The sequence below is a fragment of the Bacillus sp. FSL R5-0576 genome (assembly GCF_038004765.1).
GTDB lineage: Bacteria > Bacillota > Bacilli > Bacillales > Bacillaceae > Bacillus > Bacillus subtilis.
Genome location: NZ_JBBORU010000001.1, coordinates 1876212 through 1897457, shown reverse-complemented (window position 1 = coordinate 1897457; position 21246 = coordinate 1876212). Strand labels below are relative to the sequence as shown.

15 protein-coding genes, 1 tRNA gene and 1 pseudogene are annotated in these 21246 nt (G+C 42.8%); 13 read left to right on the top strand and 4 right to left on the bottom strand.

All coding sequences use genetic code 11. The features are described 5' to 3' along the window. Nucleotides 1–42: 42 nt before the first annotated feature. From NX903_RS09365 to proB, 4 genes are all read left to right on the top strand, one after another. A complete protein-coding gene (locus NX903_RS09365) occupies nucleotides 43–759 on the top strand; it encodes a 3-ketoacyl-ACP reductase (RefSeq protein ID WP_015483302.1) in 717 nt (238 codons plus the stop codon). A 299-nt stretch (nucleotides 760–1058) separates the two neighbouring features. Next, complete coding sequence (gene rtp / locus NX903_RS09360) at nucleotides 1059–1427, top strand: replication termination protein (RefSeq protein ID WP_003220337.1); 369 nt, start codon at nucleotides 1059–1061, stop codon at nucleotides 1425–1427. A 147-nt stretch (nucleotides 1428–1574) separates the two neighbouring features. Beyond that, nucleotides 1575–2468 (top strand): pyrroline-5-carboxylate reductase, encoded by an 894-nt coding sequence (proC, locus tag NX903_RS09355; protein ID WP_010886524.1) that lies wholly within the window; start codon nucleotides 1575–1577, stop codon nucleotides 2466–2468. Beyond that, on the top strand, nucleotides 2465–3580 hold the full coding sequence (proB, locus tag NX903_RS09350) for a glutamate 5-kinase (RefSeq protein ID WP_042975927.1): 1116 nt from the start codon (nucleotides 2465–2467) through the stop codon (nucleotides 3578–3580). The genes proC and proB overlap by 4 nt, the downstream gene beginning before the upstream one ends. A gap of 50 nt (nucleotides 3581–3630) precedes the next feature. On the opposite strand, the gene gltC is transcribed toward proB, so the two are convergent. Next, nucleotides 3631–4533: a glutamate biosynthesis transcriptional regulator GltC gene (gene gltC, locus NX903_RS09345; RefSeq protein WP_004399246.1), complete on the bottom strand. Its 903-nt coding sequence runs from the start codon at nucleotides 4531–4533 to the stop codon at nucleotides 3631–3633. Nucleotides 4534–4679: 146 nt separating this feature from the next. Between gltC and gltB the strand changes: the two genes are divergently transcribed. Next, nucleotides 4680–9242: a glutamate synthase large subunit gene (gene gltB / locus NX903_RS09340; protein WP_086343912.1), complete on the top strand. Its 4563-nt coding sequence runs from the start codon at nucleotides 4680–4682 to the stop codon at nucleotides 9240–9242. Nucleotides 9243–9258: 16 nt separating this feature from the next. Beyond that, a complete protein-coding gene (gltD, locus tag NX903_RS09335; protein ID WP_014479972.1) occupies nucleotides 9259–10740 on the top strand; it encodes a glutamate synthase small subunit in 1482 nt (493 codons plus the stop codon). A gap of 56 nt (nucleotides 10741–10796) precedes the next feature. On the opposite strand, the gene NX903_RS09330 is transcribed toward gltD, so the two are convergent. Beyond that, the gene (locus NX903_RS09330) at nucleotides 10797–11786 is read right to left on the bottom strand and encodes a zinc-binding dehydrogenase (protein WP_086343911.1); all 990 of its coding nucleotides are present in this window, start codon (nucleotides 11784–11786) and stop codon (nucleotides 10797–10799) included. Nucleotides 11787–11914: 128 nt separating this feature from the next. Here NX903_RS09330 and yofA point away from each other — a divergent pair. Beyond that, a pseudogene (gene yofA, locus NX903_RS09325) lies at nucleotides 11915–12772 on the top strand (LysR family transcriptional regulator YofA). A 125-nt stretch (nucleotides 12773–12897) separates the two neighbouring features. Here yofA and ggt read toward each other — a convergent pair. Continuing rightward, nucleotides 12898–14661 (bottom strand): gamma-glutamyltransferase, encoded by a 1764-nt coding sequence (ggt, locus tag NX903_RS09320; RefSeq protein ID WP_024573328.1) that lies wholly within the window; start codon nucleotides 14659–14661, stop codon nucleotides 12898–12900. Between the two features lie 184 nt (nucleotides 14662–14845). Between ggt and NX903_RS09315 the strand changes: the two genes are divergently transcribed. The 3 genes from NX903_RS09315 (at nucleotide 14846) to NX903_RS09305 (ending at nucleotide 16064) form a co-directional block, all read left to right on the top strand. Continuing rightward, on the top strand, nucleotides 14846–15076 hold the full coding sequence (locus tag NX903_RS09315; RefSeq protein ID WP_003231472.1) for an excisionase family DNA-binding protein: 231 nt from the start codon (nucleotides 14846–14848) through the stop codon (nucleotides 15074–15076). 317 nt (nucleotides 15077–15393) lie between these two features. After that, nucleotides 15394–15939 carry a site-specific integrase gene (locus NX903_RS09310; RefSeq protein WP_086343910.1) on the top strand — a complete coding sequence of 182 codons (546 nt, stop codon included), beginning with the start codon at nucleotides 15394–15396 and terminating at the stop codon, nucleotides 15937–15939. Nucleotides 15940–15991: 52 nt separating this feature from the next. Continuing rightward, a tRNA-Arg gene (locus tag NX903_RS09305) sits at nucleotides 15992–16064 on the top strand. Between the two features lie 93 nt (nucleotides 16065–16157). On the opposite strand, the gene iseA is transcribed toward NX903_RS09305, so the two are convergent. Continuing rightward, on the bottom strand, nucleotides 16158–16703 hold the full coding sequence (iseA, locus tag NX903_RS09300; RefSeq protein ID WP_014479968.1) for a DL-endopeptidase inhibitor IseA: 546 nt from the start codon (nucleotides 16701–16703) through the stop codon (nucleotides 16158–16160). A gap of 285 nt (nucleotides 16704–16988) precedes the next feature. On the opposite strand from iseA, the gene NX903_RS09295 reads away from it, so the two are divergent. The 3 genes from NX903_RS09295 (at nucleotide 16989) to dacB (ending at nucleotide 21000) form a co-directional block, all read left to right on the top strand. Beyond that, the gene (locus tag NX903_RS09295; RefSeq protein WP_004399508.1) at nucleotides 16989–18380 is read left to right on the top strand and encodes an MATE family efflux transporter; all 1392 of its coding nucleotides are present in this window, start codon (nucleotides 16989–16991) and stop codon (nucleotides 18378–18380) included. A gap of 133 nt (nucleotides 18381–18513) precedes the next feature. Continuing rightward, entirely contained in the window at nucleotides 18514–19491 is a 978-nt protein-coding gene (gene galM / locus NX903_RS09290) for an aldose 1-epimerase (RefSeq protein ID WP_086343909.1), read from the top strand. Between the two features lie 33 nt (nucleotides 19492–19524). After that, nucleotides 19525–21000 carry a D-alanyl-D-alanine carboxypeptidase/D-alanyl-D-alanine endopeptidase gene (dacB, locus tag NX903_RS09285; protein WP_086343908.1) on the top strand — a complete coding sequence of 492 codons (1476 nt, stop codon included), beginning with the start codon at nucleotides 19525–19527 and terminating at the stop codon, nucleotides 20998–21000. The last annotated feature ends 246 nt before the right edge of the window (nucleotides 21001–21246 follow it).

The following is a 21246-nucleotide window of genomic DNA, read 5'->3' as shown; positions in this document are numbered from 1 at the left end:
ATGTGATATCGTACATATGTAAACAAAGAAAGGGTGCTTCAATTGCAAAATTTACAACATAAAACTGCACTAATCACAGGCGGAGGCAGAGGAATTGGCCGCGCTACTGCTTTGGCGCTTGCCAAAGAAGGCGTGAATATCGGGTTAATTGGCCGGACTTCCGCTAATGTAGAAAAAGTGGCTGAAGAAGTCAAAGCGCTTGGTGTAAAAGCTGCATTTGCTGCTGCAGATGTAAAAGATGCCGATCAGGTTAACCAAGCTGTAGCTCAAGTGAAGGAACAGCTCGGTGATATCGATATTCTCATTAATAATGCCGGCATCAGCAAATTTGGCGGTTTCTTAGATCTGTCAGCCGATGAGTGGGAAAATATTATTCAAGTCAACCTAATGGGTGTGTACCATGTCACGCGCGCGGTGCTTCCGGAAATGATCGAACGCAAAGCCGGAGACATCATTAATATTTCGTCTACAGCGGGTCAAAGAGGAGCTGCTGTAACAAGTGCTTACAGCGCTTCTAAATTTGCCGTTCTCGGGTTAACAGAGTCTCTTATGCAAGAAGTGAGAAAACATAATATCAGAGTCAGCGCGTTAACGCCGAGCACTGTCGCTAGTGATATGTCTATCGAATTGAACTTAACAGACGGTAATCCTGAAAAAGTTATGCAGCCTGAGGATCTTGCTGAGTACATGGTGGCACAATTGAAATTAGATCCTCGTATTTTCATCAAAACAGCGGGATTATGGTCAACAAATCCTTAAAAATGAAAACCTGTCTTTCGACAGGTTTTTTTATTTGAATGAAATCCGTACCGGTAAAATGAGATATGTAAACCCTGGCAATCGTTTAAATTGAAGATAGCAGTGAATGCAGGCTATAATAGAACTAAGAAAACTATGTACCAAATGTTCAGTCGAAATTTATTTTTTCCGCTACACCTATAATCAGTAAACATGAAATGACTGGACTATCAGTCTTTAATATAAAGAAGGAAAACAATAAAAGAAAATTGAATATTTAGTACATAGTGTTGTCAGTGACAGAAGAAGGAGTGCATATGATGAAAGAAGAAAAAAGGAGTTCAACAGGCTTTTTAGTGAAACAGCGCGCATTTTTGAAGCTTTATATGATAACGATGACAGAGCAAGAGAGACTCTATGGGTTAAAGCTGCTTGAAGTACTTCGGTCTGAATTTAAAGAGATTGGTTTTAAACCAAATCATACAGAAGTATACCGGTCTTTGCATGAGCTTCTTGATGACGGGATACTAAAACAAATTAAAGTAAAAAAAGAAGGGGCTAAGCTCCAGGAAGTCGTCCTCTATCAATTTAAAGATTACGAAGCCGCCAAGCTATATAAAAAACAGCTGAAGGTAGAGCTGGATCGCTGTAAAAAACTGATTGAAAAAGCTCTCTCAGATAATTTTTAATAGAAACAAACACCCGGCGCAGCAGTGTGAACCGGGTGTTTTCTGCTTTTCATTATACATATTTGTCGAAAAGAAACAATACAAATCAATGATGACCTTCAAACTTGACATCATTTCCTCACGTGGTAACATTTTAAACGTGTGAAAATGCGAACAAAAAAGCGAACAAAGGAGATGTTACCGATCTTTGATCAAAAGAAAGTAGCCTTTATAGGAGCAGGATCTATGGCGGAAGGAATGATATCAGGTATCGTTCGTGCCAACAAAATCCCGAAACAAAACATCTGCGTTACAAACCGCAGCAATACAGAGCGATTAACTGAACTTGAACTTCAATATGGAATCAAAGGCGCCTTGCCGAACCAGCTATGTATTGAAGACATGGATGTACTCATTTTGGCAATGAAGCCAAAAGACGCCGAAAACGCTCTGTCATCACTAAAATCACGTATTCAACCCCATCAATTAATATTGTCGGTCCTTGCCGGCATAACCACCTCTTTTATTGAACAATCATTGCTTAATGAACAGCCTGTTGTCAGAGTGATGCCCAACACTTCCAGTATGATTGGCGCTTCTGCAACAGCTATTGCCCTTGGCAAATATGTGTCGGAAGACTTGAAGAAGCTGGCCGAAGCATTGCTCGGATGCATGGGCGAAGTCTATACAATCCAAGAAAATCAAATGGATATATTCACCGGAATTGCAGGCAGCGGCCCCGCGTATTTTTATTATTTAATGGAATTCATTGAAAAGACAGGCGAGGAAGCGGGCCTCGATAAACAGTTATCTCGAAGCATCGGCGCACAGACACTTTTAGGTGCCGCAAAAATGCTCATGGAAACAGGAGAACATCCTGAGATCTTAAGAGATAATATCACGTCACCGAACGGAACGACAGCAGCGGGGCTGCAAGCCTTGAAAAAAAGCGGCGGCGGAGAAGCGATTTCTCAAGCGATAAAGCATGCGGCTAAGCGTTCAAAGGAAATCAGCGAAGATATCGAAAAAACTGCAGCGCCGCTATCAGGAGTGATAAAGTGACGCCTGATACAAGCATGAAAAGAGTCGTTGTGAAGATTGGAAGCAGTTCATTAACAAGCCTTCACGGAGAAATCAGCATTCGAAAATTAGAAGCGTTGGTCGACCAGGTCGTCAAACTCAAAGACGCCGGTTATGAAGTGATTTTGGTTTCCTCAGGCGCAGTGGCGGCAGGATATCGGAAGCTCGGATTTATCCAAAGGCCCGAGAAGCTTCCAGAAAAACAAGCATCAGCTTCAATCGGCCAGGGATTGCTGATGGAGGCTTATTCAAAGCTGTTCTTGGCACACGGCTATGTCGCATCCCAAATTTTAATTACGAGAAGCGATTTTTCTGATGAATATCGATACAACAATGTCAGGAATACAATGAATGTACTGCTCGAGCGCGGCATTATCCCGATCATAAACGAGAATGACACAGTTACTGTCAATCGGCTCAAGTTTGGCGACAATGATACGCTCGCGGCAAAAGTCGCAGGTTTGATTGATGCAGATATGCTTGTGATTTTATCAGATATAGACGGATTATATGACGGCAATCCGCGCACAAATCCAGAAGCGAAAAGGATACAGCGGGTAAGTGAAATAACACCTGACATCGAAGCATGCGCAGGTGACACTGGAAGCATCGTTGGCACCGGCGGCATGCGTTCTAAGCTTGATGCGTTTAAAATCGTAATGGCGTCTGGCATTAAAGGTTTCCTAGGTCAGGCAGATGCCGGCGATATTTTATACCACGCCGTTCATGAACAGGCGGAAGGCACCTATTTTGAAGCAGAAGGAACGCTTCCGTTGAATCAAAAGGAGCAATGGATCGCTTTTAATTCCGGTCCGGAAGGTGAAATGATTTTATCAGATGATTGTTCACGAAAAATAACAAACGGCCAATCGAGTTTATACTTAGACGGTGTACAGAAGATTAAAGGGAAATTCAAAAGCGGTTCAGTTGTTCGGCTGATGGATTCAAAAGGGACGGAAATCGGCCTTGGAATCGTCAATTACTCTTCTGTACAGCTTCAAGAACCGGAAAAGAAAAAGGAACTGACAAATAGAGCTCTAATTGATCAAGAAGCATTTGTTTGCCATGTGGATTTTTCTTTACCTGTAAATTAATTTGCAGAAAAAAACCCGAAGCTTCTATATAGAAGCTCGGGTTCATTTTTTTATTGATACTGCTCCAGCTTAGAGAAAAATTGAATGACAAACTCATAAAAATCATTCGCGGAAGGCGCAAGCTCTCTATTTTTCGGTTTAATGATTCCGACAGTCCGTTTTACTTGAGGGAACTCAATTGGAATTTTCACAGTAAAACGAGGTGTTGTTTCAGCAAAAGTACTTTCAGGCAGAAGGGTAACGCCCATTCCTGCGGACACTAACCCTTTGATCGCATCCAAATCCTCACCCTCCGTGGAAACGAGAGGAGCAAAGCCTGCTTGTTTGCAAGTATCGATTGCCATCTCTCTAAGTACAAATCCTTCCGGGAACAATACAAATTGGTCGTTGCGCAAATCGATTAAATGAACCGTTTTTTGTTTAGCAAGCGGATGATTTAATGGAACAAGCGCGTAAATTTTTTCAGTAAATAATATTTTTCCCGTTATGTCAGAGAAATTCGTCGGCACCGGTCCTAATAAGGCCAGATCAATATCGCGGTTTCTGACAGCTTCAATCAGAAACTTATAGGAGCCTTGGCGCAGCAAAAATTCGACGTGCGGATATTCTTCTTTAAACGCTGAAATGACAGTCGGCAAAAGCTGGCTGGCGAGGCTTGTAGGAAAGCCGATCTTTACCGTTCCGCGATGCGGGTCAAGATACTCATCAATTTGCTCTTTCGCATAATCAATGGCTTTCATCGCCGTTTTCACATGAATCAAAAATTCTTTTCCGATTGGCGTGAGTTTGATATTTCTCCCTTCACGCTCAAATAAGGTCACATTTAATTCTTCTTCAAGATTGGCAATTTGTCTGCTGATTGCTGATTGGGCCACATGCAAATGATCAGCGGCTTCTGAAACGTGTTCTCTTTCAGCCACCTCCATAAAATAACGCAGTTGGCGCAGCTCCATGTTTGTCTCACATCCATCTATCTCATTTTGAGATTCTTTTGATCTAAATTATATATTGTTTATATCGTTTTGAAAACCTACAATGATTATAGAGTTGTTAGATTTTATGACCGGTATTATCGGAAATTGATCGGGGGAGAGGAATTATGACGTACAATCAAATGCCAAAAGCTCAAGGTCTCTACCGTCCTGAATTTGAACATGATGCATGCGGAATCGGCCTATATGCACACTTAAAGGGCAAGCAGACTCACGACATTGTCAAACAAGGACTTAAGATGCTTTGCCAGCTAGACCATAGAGGAGGGCAAGGCAGTGATCCGGATACAGGAGACGGAGCCGGCTTACTGGTTCAAATCCCTGATGCTTTCTTTAGAAAAGAGTGCAAAGACATCAATCTGCCAGAAAAAGAACGTTACGGGGTAGGAATGGTCTTTTTCTCTCAGAAAGAAGATGAAAGAAAAAAAATTGAAAAGCAAATCAATGCACTGATTGAACAAGAAGGCCAAGTCGTTCTTGGATGGAGAACTGTACCTGTAAATGTCGGAAAAATCGGAACAGTGGCGCAAAAAAGCTGTCCGTTTGTCCGTCAGGTATTTATCGGCGCAAATTCTGATCTAAAGGACAATTTATCTTTTGAACGAAAATTGTATGTCATTCGTAAACAGGCTGAAAATTGGGGAGTAACGGAAGGTCTTGATTTTTATTTTGCCAGTCTTTCAAGCCAGACCATTGTTTACAAAGGCCTTTTAACACCTGAACAGGTTGATGCATTTTATTCTGATCTGCAAGACGAAGCATTCGTTTCTGCTTTTGCGCTTGTTCATTCACGCTTCAGTACCAATACATTCCCTACATGGGAAAGAGCGCATCCTAACCGCTATTTGGTTCACAACGGTGAAATTAACACCCTTCGCGGAAATATTAACTGGATGAGAGCACGTGAGCAGCAATTTGTTTCTGAAAGCTTCGGTGAGGACTTAAACAAGATTTTGCCGATTCTCAATGCTGATGGCAGTGACTCTTCCATTTTGGATAATGCATTTGAGTTTTTTGTGATGGCTGGACGCAAACCGGCACATACGGCAATGATGCTCATTCCAGAGCCTTGGACGGAAAATACGCATATGTCCAAGGAAAAAAGGGCGTTCTACGAGTACCATAGCTCCCTGATGGAGCCTTGGGACGGACCGACAGCCATTTCATTTACTGACGGTAAACAAATCGGGGCGATCCTTGACCGGAACGGTCTCCGTCCGGCCCGTTATTATGTCACAAAAGATGATTATATTATTTTCTCATCTGAAGTAGGCGTTATTGAAGTTGAACAGGAGAACGTTTTATATAAAAACCGCCTTGAGCCTGGGAAAATGCTTTTAATCGACCTGGAAGAAGGCCGTATTATCTCCGATGAGGAAGTCAAAACACAAATTGCAACTGAGTATCCGTATCAAAAATGGCTTGAAGAAGAGCTTGTACAAGTAAATCCTGATCCGGAGTCAAGAGAAGAAGAACAATTTAGTGATCTTCTTACTCGCCAGAAGGCATTCGGATACACATATGAGGATATCCAAAAGTATCTAATTCCTGTTATTAAAGAAGGCAAAGATCCCCTTGGTTCAATGGGGAATGACGCTCCGCTTGCTGTACTTTCTGACCGAGCGCAATCACTGTTTAACTACTTTAAACAGCTGTTTGCACAAGTAACGAACCCGCCAATCGACGCGATTCGTGAGCAGCTTGTCACTTCAACGATGACTTGGCTCGGTGCGGAAGGCGATCTTCTTCATCCAAGTGAACGAAATGTTCGCCGGATTAAACTGTATACACCTGTTTTATCCAATGAACAGTTTTACGCATTGAAAACGATTGTTCATCCTGATTTAAAAAGCCAAAAAATTGATGTGCTGTTTTCAGAGGATCTTGAACGCGGATTAAAGGACATGTTCACACAGGCAGAGAAAGCCATCAGCCAAGGCGTAAGTTTGTTAATTTTATCAGACAAAAAGATGAACGAACGACTGACACCAATTCCGCCGCTTCTGGCAGTAAGCGCACTGCACCAGCACTTAATCCGCAAAGGGCTGCGTACGAAGGTCAGCATCATTGTGGAATCGGGAGAAGCACGTGAAGTGCATCACTTTGCAGCGTTAATCGGTTATGGCGCAGATGCGATTAACCCTTATCTCGCTTATGCGACCTACAAGCAGGAAATTGATGAAGGCCGTTTGGATATCAGCTATGAAGAAGCGGTCAGCAAATATGGAAAAAGCATTACTGAGGGCGTCGTAAAAGTGATGTCCAAGATGGGAATTTCAACTGTGCAAAGCTACAGAGGCGCCCAAATCTTTGAGGCGGTAGGAATCAGCCGCGATGTAATCGACCGCTATTTCACAGGTACTGCATCACAGCTAGGCGGCATCGATTTACAAACAATTGCAGAAGAGGCACAGCGCCGCCACCGGGAAGCGTATCAGGATGATTACAGCAAAACGCTTGAACCGGGAAGTGACTTCCAATGGAGAAATGGCGGAGAGCATCATGCGTTTAATCCGAAAACGATTCATACTTTGCAATGGGCGTGCCGCAGAAATGATTACAATCTGTTTAAACAGTATACAAAAGCGGCTGATGAAGAACGCATCGGATTTTTGCGGAACTTGTTCGCATTTGACGGAAACCGCAAGCCTTTGAAGTTGGAGGAGGTTGAATCCGCTGAATCGATTGTCAAACGTTTTAAAACGGGTGCGATGTCATTCGGGTCCTTGAGTAAGGAAGCGCACGAAGCTTTAGCAATCGCAATGAACCGTCTTGGAGGAAAAAGCAACAGCGGTGAAGGCGGAGAAGATCCCAAACGCTTTGTTCCAGATGAGAACGGCGATGATAGAAGAAGTGCGATCAAACAAATTGCATCCGGACGGTTTGGTGTCAAAAGCCATTACCTCGTCAATGCTGACGAGCTGCAGATTAAAATGGCTCAAGGTGCTAAGCCGGGTGAAGGCGGGCAGCTTCCTGGCAACAAGGTATATCCATGGGTTGCCGATGTCCGCGGGTCAACGCCAGGTGTCGGATTAATCTCACCTCCGCCACACCATGACATTTATTCGATTGAGGATTTAGCCCAGCTGATCCACGATTTGAAAAATGCCAACCGTGACGCAAGAATCAGCGTAAAGCTGGTGTCAAAAGCAGGTGTAGGAACAATTGCTGCAGGTGTTGCCAAAGCGACTGCAGATGTCATTGTGATCAGCGGGTACGACGGGGGTACAGGCGCTTCTCCGAAAACCAGTATTAAACATACAGGGCTTCCATGGGAGCTTGGCCTTGCAGAAGCACATCAAACATTAATGCTGAACGGACTTCGTGACCGTGTTGTATTAGAAACAGATGGAAAGCTTATGACGGGCCGCGACGTTGTGATGGCTGCCTTGCTCGGCGCCGAAGAATTTGGTTTTGCAACAGCTCCGTTAGTTGTACTCGGCTGTGTCATGATGCGTGCCTGCCATTTGGATACATGCCCTGTCGGTGTAGCGACACAAAATCCAGAGCTTCGCAAAAAGTTCATGGGAGATCCTGATCATATTGTGAATTATATGATGTTCATTGCTGAAGAAGTTCGTGAGTACATGGCTGCGTTAGGCTTCAAGTCATTTGATGAAATGATCGGCCGCACTGATGTACTTCATGTAAGTGAACGGGCGAAGGGGCACTGGAAAGCAGGCCAGCTTGATTTGTCTACACTTCTTTATCAGCCTGAAGGAGTGCGGACATTCCAATCTCCGCAAAATCATAAAATTGATCAATCGCTTGATATCACAACAATTCTCCCGGCTGTACAAGAAGCCATCGAATCTGGAAAAGAAGCTGATATTTCGATTGAAATCAATAATACAAATCGTGTAGCCGGAACGATAACCGGCAGTGAAATCTCAAAGCGTTACGGAGAAGAAGGTCTTCCTGAAGATACAATCAAGCTGCACTTTACCGGATCAGCCGGCCAAAGCTTTGGAGCTTTCGTTCCTAAAGGGATGACGCTTTATTTGGACGGAGACTCAAATGATTACGTCGGAAAAGGGCTTTCTGGCGGAAAAATCATCGTCAAGTCACCAGAAGGATTCAACTCTGCTTCGGATGACAATGTCATTATCGGCAACGTGGCTTTTTACGGTGCAACAAGCGGAGAAGCATATATTAACGGACGTGCTGGTGAACGCTTTGCCGTTCGAAACAGCGGTGTGAACGTAGTTGTAGAAGGTATTGGCGACCACGGCTGTGAATACATGACTGGCGGCAGCGTTGTCGTTCTCGGTGATGTAGGCAAAAACTTTGCGGCAGGTATGTCCGGCGGCATCGCTTATGTACTGGCCGAAGATGTCAAGGCGTTTAAACGCAAATGCAACCTTGAGATGATTTTATTTGAATCATTAGAGGATGAGAAAGAAATCCAGCAAATCAAAGCAATGCTTGAAAGACATACTGCGTATACAAACAGCCAAAAAGCAGAAGATCTGCTTGATCAATGGGAAGACAGTGTGAAAAAATTCGTCAAAGTCATTCCGAAAAACTATAAACAAATGCTCGCAAGCATCGAAGAGCAAAAAGCTGCAGGTTTATCAGATGAAGAAGCTATCATGTTCGCTTTTGAGGCCAACACGAAGCCAAAGCAGAATACAGCAGCTTCGGGACAAAAACAAGCGGTAGTACAGTAAGGAAGGGGAGAGGAACATGGGGAAACCAACTGGATTTATGGAGATCAAAAGAGAAAAACCTGCGGAGCGGGACCCTCTCACTCGCTTAAAGGATTGGAAAGAATATTCTGCTCCTTTTTCAGAAGAAGCATCGAAACGGCAAGGGGCGCGGTGCATGGATTGCGGTACACCGTTTTGCCAGATCGGTGCGGACATTAACGGATTTACATCCGGCTGTCCGATTTACAACTTAATTCCTGAATGGAATGATCTTGTCTACCGGGGCAGATGGAAGGAAGCATTGGAACGTCTGTTGAAAACAAACAACTTTCCTGAATTCACAGGGCGGGTATGTCCCGCTCCTTGTGAAGGATCATGCACTTTAGCGATTTCAGATCCGGCCGTATCAATTAAAAACATCGAGCGGACCATTATCGATAAAGGATTTGAGAACGGTTGGATTCAACCTAGAATTCCAAAAAAACGAACAGGCAAAAAAGTGGCTATCGTCGGGTCGGGCCCAGCCGGACTGGCGAGTGCTGACCAGCTGAATCAAGCGGGACATTCCGTCACTGTTTTTGAGCGCTCAGACAGAGCGGGCGGCCTTTTAACATACGGCATTCCAAACATGAAGCTTGAGAAGGGCATTGTAGAACGCCGAATTAAATTGCTGACGCAAGAAGGAATTGATTTTGTCACGAACACAGAAATCGGTGTTGACATTACAGCTGATGAGCTAAAGGAGCAATTTGATGCTGTGATCCTATGCACAGGCGCTCAAAAACAGCGGGACCTCTTAATTGAAGGACGCGACTCAAAAGGAGTCCATTACGCGATGGACTACCTGACACTTGCAACAAAAAGCTATTTAGATTCTAATTTTAAAGACAAGCAATTCATTGATGCCAAAGGGAAGGATGTCATCGTAATCGGAGGCGGAGATACAGGAGCTGACTGTGTGGCTACTGCTCTGCGTCAAAAAGCCAAAAGCGTGCACCAATTCGGCAAACACCCGAAACTTCCGCCAGCCCGCACGAATGACAATATGTGGCCTGAACAGCCACACGTCTTTACGCTTGAATATGCATACGAGGAAGCAGAAGCAAAATTCGGAAGAGATCCGAGAGAATACTCCATTCAAACGACAAAAATGGTTGCGGATAAAAACGGAAAGCTGAAAGAGCTTCATACTATCCAAATGGAAAAAGTGAAAAATGAGCATGGAAAATACGAGTTCCGCGAGCTGCCTGGAACGGAAAAAGTATGGCCTGCTCAGCTTGTCTTTATCGCTATCGGCTTTGAAGGCACAGAACAGCCGCTGTTGAAACAGTTCGGTGTTGATTCAGTAAATAACAAAATCAGTGCAGCATATGGGGATTATCAAACAAATATCGATGGTGTATTCGCCGCAGGGGATGCAAGAAGAGGCCAAAGCTTAATCGTATGGGCGATTAATGAAGGCCGTGAAGTGGCGCGTGAAGTGGATCGATATTTGATGGGGAGTTCAGTTCTTCCGTAAATAAAGGGGATTATCATATAAGAGAAACCGGTCTTGTTGCCAGCCGGTTTCTTTTTTTATTCCATTATGATCCCGATGTTTCCAAACTGTCTGCCTTCCTGCATTCTTTTATATGCTTCACATGCTTTTTCTAAAGGATATATCCGGTCAATTACAGGGCGCAGCTTATGTTTGTCAATGAAAGCGAGCATAGCTTGAAATTCCTCACCGCTTCCCATCGAGGTTCCCAAAACATTGACCTGAGGAAAGAATAGAGAACGCACCGGAAAACTGAGATTATCCCCTGAGCTTGCCCCAAAGCTGACAATACGGCCATTTGGTTTTAGATGGCGGAAGTATTCCGAAAAGAGAGCAGGTTCTATGCTGTCAAGAACAACATCCGCCTTTTTTCCCTGCAACTGCTCATCCCAATTGCTGTAGCTGTCAAATGCGTAATCAGCACCTAATTGCAGCGCCTTTTTTCTTTTCTCCTCACTGCGGGAGGTCACGCTTACTGTTGCCCCAATCGCCTTAGCCATAAATAAAGCATAGGTTGCCACACCGCTGCCGATGCCGGGTATCAATAGATGCTCGCCTTTTTTTAATTGCCCCTTTGTAAACAGAGCCCGATATGCAGTTAAAGCGGATAAAGGTAAAACGCCCGCTTCTTCCCAAGATAAATAAGCAGGTTTTTTGATTGCATTTTGTGAAGGAATGATCACATATTCAGCAAGTGTTCCGTCCGAAGGACCTCCCAGAATCTCAGGTACAGGTGGTACATTCTCTGTTAAATCCCAGTTCAATGTCGGGAAAATGACTACTTCTGTCTGAACAGTAACATTTTTCACGCCTTCACCAATCTCTTCGATGATACCCGCGCCGTCAGAACCCAGTATCATGTGAGGATCTTGTTCCGATTTGTTTTTCATAAGAAACAAGTCACGATGATTCAGGCCCGCGGATTTTAATTTAACCTTTACCTCTCCGTATCCAGGCTTTGTTGATGAAACGTCCTCGACTGATAACCCCTGAAGGCCGGCTTTTCCGTTGTGAATTACAGCTTTCATGCTGTCTGCCTCCTCATTGAATTGTATTTTCATATCTTTACATATTTTACATAGCGGTTTTCTTCGAGTAAAATGAACAAATATGATAGCCAATATCACTTTTCATCATAGCAAGCAGGTGAGAGCGCGTGGAAAGCGGAGATTTAAAGATTTTTCAGGCTGTTGCCCGCGAAGGAAGCATAACGAAAGCAGCCCAAATGCTGAATTATGTTCAGTCGAATGTGACAGCAAGAGTACATAAGCTTGAGGAAGATTTGAATATCAGGCTGTTTCATTGAACGAATCGGGGGATGAAGCTGACTGCTGCAGGAGAAAATCTTCTACAATATGCAGATCAAGTATTATCGCTGTTAGACAAAGCTGAAAAATCGACCCGAATGAGCAGGCAACCAAAAGGGCCTTTGCGGATCGGATCACTGGAAACGACGGCGGTAACGCATCTGCCTGAGCATGCAGCATCCTTCCTCAGGCGTTTTCCTGAAGTGGATTTATCAGTGAACACAGCGGATACGCATCATTTGATTCAACAGGTTCTTGATCATAAAGTTGATGGCGCTTTTGTATATGGGCCGGTTGAACACGCTGCAGTTAGACAACTCCATGTTTCCCATGATGAATTAGTTTTGATTTCATCACGAGAAGAGACGGCAGAAGACATGCTTCAGCAGCCGATGCTCTTTTTTGGGGCTGGCTGTTCTCATCGTGACAGGGTCAAAAGATTACTAGAGGAAGCAGGCCTACACAATCCAAAAATCATAGAGTTTGGCACATTGGAGGCCATTATAAAAGGTGTTTCCGCCGGGATGGGTACGGCGCTGCTCCCAAAGTCCGCTGTTGACGGCTCCGAGCATCGTACAAATGTATGGATTCATAAACTGCCGCCAGCATATCAAGACTTGGAGATCGTCTTTATACACAGGAAAGACTTTTTTATTACGAGTGCGTTTCAGACATTTCTTGATGAGATAAACGAAATGAAAAGATGAAGATAGACGTGTTGGATTTCTGGTCTGATACACTGCATTAGCAGAATAAAGACGTTTGTCAGTTTTTATTTTAAAGATGTGTATAAAAAAACTGTACTCATTTGAAGCGAGTACAGTTTTTTTATTTATTTACGTTTTAAATTAATGCCGATCGCCGCGCCGTTTCTGCTTGAATCAGCTACACCTTTAAAGGTGCCGTTTTCATGGTCGATCGATATGCTTTGCACGTTTCCGATATCCACCGGACTTGTGCCGAATTTGTGGCCCATCCCGTTTAGCTTACTGAGGACATCTTTAGGAACTCCGTCTTCGTAACGGTAAGAGCTCATGCTGTTTGTGTAAATTCTCGGCTCTTCAACAGCTGCTTTTAATTCCATACCATATTCAATGTGGTAGAGAATGGTTTGCAAAACGGATGAAATAATTGTCGCCCCGCCAGGAGATCCAACAGTGAGGACAGGCTTGTCATCCTTAAATAAAATCGTCGGGGTCATGCTGCTTAAAGGCCGTTTGTTTGGCTGTACTTCGTTAGCTCCGCCTGGTATCGCATCAAAATCCGTTAATTCATTGTTTAGGATGACACCGTAATCAGGGACCATAATACCCGTTCCGAACAGCTGTTCGATTGTTGTTGTATAGGAAACAACATTTCCCCAACGGTCAGCAACTGTAAAGTGGGTTGTTTGGCCTTCTACTTTGTCTTTCGGCTGTTCAACTTGTTTATAGTTTGCTGATCCTTCTTGGTATTTCCAAGGGTCACCGGCTTTCGGTTTTTTATTCACTTGATCTAGGTTGATTAATTGCTGGCGTTCTTTAATATAATCGGGGTGAAGCAAGCCTTTGAGAGGAACATTTACAAATTCGGGATCACCTGCGTAAGACGCACGGTCGGCATAAGACAAATGCATCGTTTCAGCAAGCAGCTGATATTTTTCCCATGAGCGGACATCGTATTGTGAAAGGTTAAAATCATCAAGGATTTTCAGCATTTGCAATAAGAAAATACCGCCGGAGCTTGGAGGAGGAGTAGTAGCGATTTGATAGCCTTGATAGTCTCCCCAAATCGGTTCATCAATTGTAATGTCGTAATTTTCTAAATCTTTTTCTGTCATTGATCCGCCGAAATCCTGGACAGTGTCAGAAAGCGTCTTGGCGAATTTTCCTTTATAAAAAGCGTTAGTGCCTTTGGAGCGAATAAGCTTAAATGTTTTAGCCAAATCCTTTTGAATAAGGGTATCTCCTTCTTTAAGCGGTTCGCCATTTGGTAAAAATACATCTTTTGCGGCAGTCCGTGAAAGTTTTTCCTGATAATCAGAAATGGCATCTGCCAACACAGAATCAATCGGAAAGCCTTTTTCAGCGAGTTTAATAGAAGGGGTAATTAATTGCTTCATCGAACGGGTTCCCCATTTATCCAAGGCTTCTTCCAGCCCTTTCAGAGTGCCTGGAACACCAACGGCAGTACCTTTTGTTACACGTTCAGAGAAAGGTATTGCTTTTCCGTTTTCGTCCAGAAACATATCAGGAGTTGCGCCTGCTGGAGCACGCTCACGGCTGTCGATTATCGTTGTATCCTTCGTTTTTCCGTCATACACCATCATAAAACCGCCGCCGCCAATACCTGACATCATCGGCTCTGTTACATTGAGTGCAAATTGAATGGCAACCGCTGCGTCAATAGCATTTCCTCCTTTTTTCAGCACATCAGCACCGATTTCAGAAGCAAGAGGATGTGCGGTCGCAACCATGCCGTCTTTTCCAACATCTACTTGTTTGTACTCATCGTAGCTTTTGGGCGGTTTTTTAGCTTCCGCGTGAAAAGGGACACTTCCAGCGACTAACAGAACACTAAGCAGAGCTGTTAAACAGACGTTCCACGTTCTTTTCATGTTCTCCCTCCTATATGAAGCTGTATTGTTACAATCTTAGCGTAAAAAAATTACAGCGTTTTCACAAGTGACAAATGGTATATTATATAGTGCATAAAGCCGTTTTTCTGTGCAAAATTGATTATATTGATATGAGCCATGTGCTATATTAGAATCAGCATACGGATTAAGAAGGGACTGCTATATGTATTTAACGATTGAAGAAACAGCAGAATATACAAATCTTTCAGAGGATTATATTAAAAGCTTGGTGCTCGAAGGGAAAATCAGAGCCGTTCATGACGGGGAGCAATTTTTGATTTATAAGGAGCAGTTCAAAACGCATCTTGAACAGCTGGAGAATTACAAAGCACTTGTGCAGGAAATATTAAATGAACCAATCCCGGAAGATATTGATGTAAAGGATGAGGATTAGGACACAATTTGAAATTGTGTCTTTTTTTGTATGTTTTTTTGCGGAAGCTCCTGAAAATTGGGAGCTTCAGATTTCGTTTTAAGAGGTTTTTTTATGATTGGCAGGGGGATAAGTATCCAAGAGGTTAAAAGCTTTATAAGAGGCTTTAAAGCTTATTTTATAGGGTGAAGGTTTGAAGAAGCTTTTTTAAAAGCTTATGTAACACTATGTATATTATGTTACATAAATGCCGCCGCACTTTGACATTCAACGTTTTTCAGCTATAATAGTAACATAGACCTCAAAACGTTACATAACGGTTTTTAAGGAGTTTTTTGATGCATATTGTACAGCCAATTCGCAGTCTAGAGAAAATCCAAGAAGTCAAACAGTATTTGCTTAACAAAAACAATCGGGATTATTTTCTGTTTATTTTCGGCATCAACAGCGCGCTCCGCATTTCTGATATTCTGCCGCTGCAAGTGAAGGACGTTCAAAATAAAGATCATTTATGGGCGACTGAAAGCAAAACGAAAAAGAAAAGAAAGATTCTTATTTTAGAATCGCTGAAACAGGAAATATACGAGTATACGAAAGACATGAAGGAAAACGAATATCTTTTTAAATCAGTGCGGACCAGGAAGCCGATTTCCCGCATTCAGGCCTACAGAATTTTAAGAGAGGCCGCTGCGGCGTGCGGCCTTGAGGAGATAGGGACGCATACACTCCGGAAAACGTTTGGCTATCATTTTTATCAGCGAACGAAAGACATCGCCGAGCTGCAGAGAATACTGAATCATTCATCACCATCAATTACAATGCGGTATATCGGTATTGATGAAGATACGACAAGAGCCGCATATAAGGTTTTTGGAGGGCTTTAATACAAATCGTTTGAAAATATTGATCATCAGAGCTACTATATAAATACCAAAAGCTCTAGTAGCACAGCGGATAGTGCAGCAGTTTCCTAAACTGCAGGTCGGGAGTTCGAATCTCTCCTAGAGCGTTATATTCACAAAAAGACAACAGGCACTTTTCGCCTGTTGTCTTTCTTTATGCAAACCAAATAAAAAACGCCCGCTTATACCGGGCGTTTTTCTTATATAACTGCGTCAAATTGATTGACTTTCCATTTTTTATTTTCTTTCACGAATGTCACTTTCCGTTTTGCAGAAGGGGATCCGTCTAATGTAGGGACGGTAAATTCGTATGTGATTGTGCCGCCTTTTTTAGAGACCAGTTTAGCAGTTGATTTTTTCCAATTCAAAAGATTGTCTCCGTCACCGATTGGAACAGCAAGTTTTCCTTTAGAAACAGTGAAATGATAATCTTTAAAGCCTTTTTCGATTGCTGTTTTTGTAAAAATAGGAGTTAAGTAATTCACCGCTTTTGCTTTAGTGCCTAGATCACTGCACATGTATACATATTGAAGATTTTGATACTCGAATGTGCCTGATGGGCAAACTGCTTTTTTCACCTTCGGATTGTGGCCGCTCATGGTGTTCCAAAAATGTTCTCTAGCGGATAATGCCAACTGTAATGCTTGTTTTTGTGATAAATCGCCTGATGTATTTTTCGCAAATGCATTTGTGCTTAATGACAGAATAAGTGCAATGGTTGTTAGAAATAGAAGACATTTTTTCATTATCGCTCTCTCCTTCAAAATCTCTTTCTCTTATGTTACAAATGTTACAATAGTTACGGATAGATTACAATACTTTTGCATAAATTATTTTTTATTCTTTTACTCACAAAAAATACGCCATTACTTGCTAGTTTATTCTTCATAAGCTAAAAAGATGTGTAAAATTAGAAGAATCGGGAAGGGTTTCATATGTGCAGTGATGAATAATAACATGTTACATATCCTGTTTTTGTCAAAAAATGAGGGCATGTTTAAAAACGATTTCAAATAAAGGAGTCCTTTAATATGGAAACATCACAAGAACCTCTTGTAACTCAAAAGAAAAGCAAACCATCAGTTTGGCGGTCGATGTCACTCTTTTTAGTGCCGCTTCTGCTGAGCAATGTGCTGCAATCAGTCGGCCAGCTAGTCGGGATGATGGCTGTAGGCAGATGGCTCGGTGTTGATGCAGTGGCAGCTGTATCATCCTTTTTCCCGTTATTTTTTCTTTTAATCTCATTTACGATTGGGATCGGTTCAGGAAGTTCGATTCTGATCGGACAAGCTTACGGAGCGAAAAATGAGGAACGGCTAAAGGCTGTTGTCGGGACGACGCTCACGTTTACATTTTTATTAGGCGTTGTGTTAGCCGTCATCGGCAGTATTTTCACCCTCGATATTCTTCGTTTAATGGGAACACCTGAAAATGTCATTCATGTCAGCGCTAACTATGCACGTATTTTATTTTATGCTATGCCATTTATGTTTTTATATTTTGCTTATACTACCTTTTTGCGCGGAACAGGAGATTCCAAGACACCGTTTTATACGCTGATTGTGAGCACGGTTATCAACATTGCGCTTTTGCCTGTCTTAATCCTTGGCATGTTTGGTTTTCCGAAACTGGGCATATACGGCTCGGCATATGCAACTGTCATTTCCACGATTGCGACTTTTCTCGTGTTAATGGTGTATTTACGAAAGCGAAAACACCCGCTGCAATTTGATAAAACAGTGCGTCGTTATTTGAAAATGGATAAGGAACTGCTGGTTCTCCTGCTGCGTCTTGGGGTTCCAGCAAGCATCAATATGATTCTTGTCTCATTATCAGAGATAGCGGTTATTTCATTCGTCAATCATTACGGCTCTAATGCAACAGCTGCATACGGAGTGGTCAACCAGGTGGCCAGCTATGTACAGATGCCGGCCGTCAGCCTTGGTATTGCGGTTTCTATTTTCGCTGCGCAATCGATCGGAGCGAACGAGTTTGACCGCTTAAAGCAGGTCATTCGCGTGGGGATTTGGCTGAATTATATCATTGGCGGCGTACTGATCATTCTGATCTATGTTTTTTCACATCAGATTTTATCGTTATTTTTAACCGAGCAAGAGACGCTTTACATTGCGCACCGTCTTTTGATGATTACATTGTGGAGCTATTTGCTGTTTGGAAATGCCCAAATTATTTCTGCAACGATGCGGGCAAGCGGAACGGTTTTATGGCCGACCGTCATCAGTATTTTTGCAATCTGGGGAGTAGAGGTGCCTGTCGCTTTCGTCCTTTCTCACTATACAAAGCTTGAAATACTCGGCGTCTGGGTTGGTTATCCAGCTGCGTTTGCCGTCAGCTTGCTGTTGATTTATGGGTATTATCAATTCGTCTGGAAAAAGAAACAAATCACACGTCTCATCCAATAGCCTTCGAATCACACCGTTCATAAGTTTGAACGGTGTTTTTTTATTTGATAGGGGAAAATATAAAATGGAGGAAATATGGTACAGTACATTGAATTCTTATACTAGCAATGAATCAAGGAGAGGTTGAGTAAACATGGCAAACTTTATTGAGAAAATCACGTATTTGGGAACGCCGGCCATCAAAGCGGGCAACGAACATCTAGAAATGATTGTTGTCCCTGAGTGGGGGAGCAACGTTATTTCTCTCGTGGACAACACAACAAAAGTTCAGCTTTTGCGTGAACCGGAAACAGCAGAAAGTTTTCACGACACACCAACATTGTATGGCATTCCAATCCTGTTCCCGCCTAACCGCATAAGTGACGGTACATTCAGTTTCCGGGGCAGAACGTATCATTTTGATATCAACGAGAAGGATAAACACAACCATCTTCATGGGTTTCTTTACCATGAAAAGTGGAACGTAGTGACCGCGAAGAAAACTGATGAAGAAGTGATTGTTGAAACAGAAATTGATCTTTCTGAGCTCCCCCATGTGTATAAGCAATTTCCTCACCATGCCGTCGTTCGGATGACATACACGGTAAAGGGGAATACTCTATTTAAACATGCGACGGTCATGAACAAAGGAAAGGAAGCGTTTCCTTGGGGAATTGGTTATCATACTACATTTGTGTTTCCGGCAGAAAGCTCGTTATTCTCCCTGACAGCAGATCAGCAATGGGAGTTGGATGAACGCCTGCTGCCGACCGGGAAACTGATGGATGTACCGAATAAAGAAGCTTTGCATGAAGGAATGGATTTGCGCCACAAGCAGCTGGATGATGTCTTTTTATCTTCTTATCAGAAGAGGGGCGGAGAAAACCAGGCAGTCATTTATCATCAGCATGCACATATCAGCATTATTTATAAGGCAGATGAACAGTTTAAACATTGGGTTGTATACAATGCGGACGGAAAACAAGGGTATTTATGCCCTGAACCTTACACATGGGTGACAAACGCAGTGAATCTTGATTTACCTTCGTCACTCACTGGTTTACAAGTGCTGGAGCCGGGAGAAGAAACAACAGCTAAAAGCAGTATCACCATTGAACTGAATCATCAATAGCCAATGATGAAGCGCAGAGAGGCGGGGAAATTAATGAAAAAAAGCATAAAGCTTTATGTTGCTGTTTTACTGCTTTTCGTCGTTGCTTCGGTGCCTTATATGCATCAGGCTGCGCTTGCCGCTGAAAAACAAGATGCACTTTCCGGGCAGATCGATAAGATTTTAGCTGATCATCCTGCCCTCGAAGGCGCAATGGCCGGCATCACCGTTCGCTCTGCGGAAACAGGTGCTGTTCTATATGAACATTCAGGAGACACCCGAATGAGGCCTGCCTCTTCTCTAAAGCTTTTAACAGCGGCCGCGGCACTTTCTGTCCTTGGCGAGAACTATTCTTTTACAACCGAGGTCCGGACGGATGGAACACTGAAAGGGAAAAAGCTGAATGGTAACCTTTATTTGAAAGGGAAAGGCGATCCGACACTTTTACCATCTGATTTTGACAAAATGGCTGAGAAATTGAAACATTCCGGCGTAAAAGTAATTAAAGGCAATCTGATCGGTGATGATACGTGGCATGATGACATGCGATTATCACCTGATATGCCTTGGAGCGATGAATACACATATTATGGCGCGCCAATCTCCGCTCTAACAGCGTCTCCAAACGAAGACTATGATGCAGGCACTGTGATTGTTGAAGTCACCCCAAATCAAAAAGAAGGGGAAGAGCCTGCCGTGTCTGTCTCTCCGAAAACCGATTATATAACGATAAAGAACGATGCTGAAACGACTGCTGCCGGTTCAGATAAAGACCTCACAATCGAAAGAGAGCATGGAACAAACACGATTACAATTGAAGGGAGCGTACCGGTTGACGCAAACAAGACAAAGGAATGGATTTCTGTCTGGGAGCCTGCCGGATATGCCTTAGATTTATTTAAGCAGTCACTAAAAAAACAAGGAATTACTGTGAAAGGGAACATCAAGACGGGTGAAGCACCTAGTTCTTCAGATGTGCTGCTCTCTCATCGCTCAATGCCTTTATCGAAACTTTTTGTGCCGTTCATGAAATTAAGTAATAACGGACATGCCGAAGTGCTCGTAAAAGAGATGGGGAAAGTAAAAAAAGGAGAAGGGAGCTGGGAAAAGGGGCTCGAAGTGTTAAACAGTACGCTTCCGGAATTTGGTGTTGATTCTAAATCACTCGTCTTAAGGGACGGATCAGGAATCTCACATATTGATGCTGTATCCTCAGATCAACTTTCACAGCTGTTATATGACATTCAGGATCAGAGTTGGTTCGCGGCTTATCTAAATTCTTTACCTGTTGCGGGCAATCCTGACAGAATGGTGGGCGGAACGCTGAGAAACCGCATGAAAGACACTCCTGCACAAGGAAAAGTAAGAGCAAAAACCGGATCGCTCAGTACGGTAAGCTCTCTATCGGGGTACGCAGAAACAAAGAGCGGAAAAAAACTTGTTTTCTCTATTCTTCTAAATGGATTGATTGATGAAGAGGATGGAAAAGATATTGAGGATCAAATCGCTGTCATTTTGGCAAATCAATAATAGCGGCAGACCTGTTTTCCAAGAGAAAACAGGTTTTTTTATGTCTGTAATAACGCTTTGTCGAACCTTCCAACAATTAGAAGAATGATGCACAAAAGAAAATTAGTTCGATTAAAAAGTAGTGTATAAGACCTTATGTAAAACAATACTTTTATCACTTTATATCCGGAAATTTGATAAAAAAAGAAACGAAAAATAAAGAAATAATACTATATTCAAAAAAATGTTATAAAAATTTAATGTTTT

Bases quoted from the DNA above. Each gene is read 5' to 3' on its own strand.
- NX903_RS09330 (WP_086343911.1), bottom strand. From the start codon at position 11,786: ATGAAAGCTGTAATTCACAACGGAAAAGCCGGCCTTCAGGGGTTATCA.
- gltD (WP_014479972.1), top strand. From the start codon at position 9,259: ATGGGGAAACCAACTGGATTTATGGAGATCAAAAGAGAAAAACCTGCG.
- iseA (WP_014479968.1), bottom strand. From the start codon at position 16,703: ATGAAAAAATGTCTTCTATTTCTAACAACCATTGCACTTATTCTGTCA.
- gltC (WP_004399246.1), bottom strand. From the start codon at position 4,533: ATGGAGCTGCGCCAACTGCGTTATTTTATGGAGGTGGCTGAAAGAGAA.
- galM (WP_086343909.1), top strand. From the start codon at position 18,514: ATGGCAAACTTTATTGAGAAAATCACGTATTTGGGAACGCCGGCCATC.
- ggt (WP_024573328.1), bottom strand. From the start codon at position 14,661: ATGAAAAGAACGTGGAACGTCTGTTTAACAGCTCTGCTTAGTGTTCTG.
- proC (WP_010886524.1), top strand. From the start codon at position 1,575: ATGCGAACAAAAAAGCGAACAAAGGAGATGTTACCGATCTTTGATCAA.
- NX903_RS09310 (WP_086343910.1), top strand. From the start codon at position 15,394: ATGCATATTGTACAGCCAATTCGCAGTCTAGAGAAAATCCAAGAAGTC.
- gltB (WP_086343912.1), top strand. From the start codon at position 4,680: ATGACGTACAATCAAATGCCAAAAGCTCAAGGTCTCTACCGTCCTGAA.
- NX903_RS09295 (WP_004399508.1), top strand. From the start codon at position 16,989: ATGGAAACATCACAAGAACCTCTTGTAACTCAAAAGAAAAGCAAACCA.
- dacB (WP_086343908.1), top strand. From the start codon at position 19,525: ATGAAAAAAAGCATAAAGCTTTATGTTGCTGTTTTACTGCTTTTCGTC.
- rtp (WP_003220337.1), top strand. From the start codon at position 1,059: ATGAAAGAAGAAAAAAGGAGTTCAACAGGCTTTTTAGTGAAACAGCGC.
- NX903_RS09315 (WP_003231472.1), top strand. From the start codon at position 14,846: ATGTATTTAACGATTGAAGAAACAGCAGAATATACAAATCTTTCAGAG.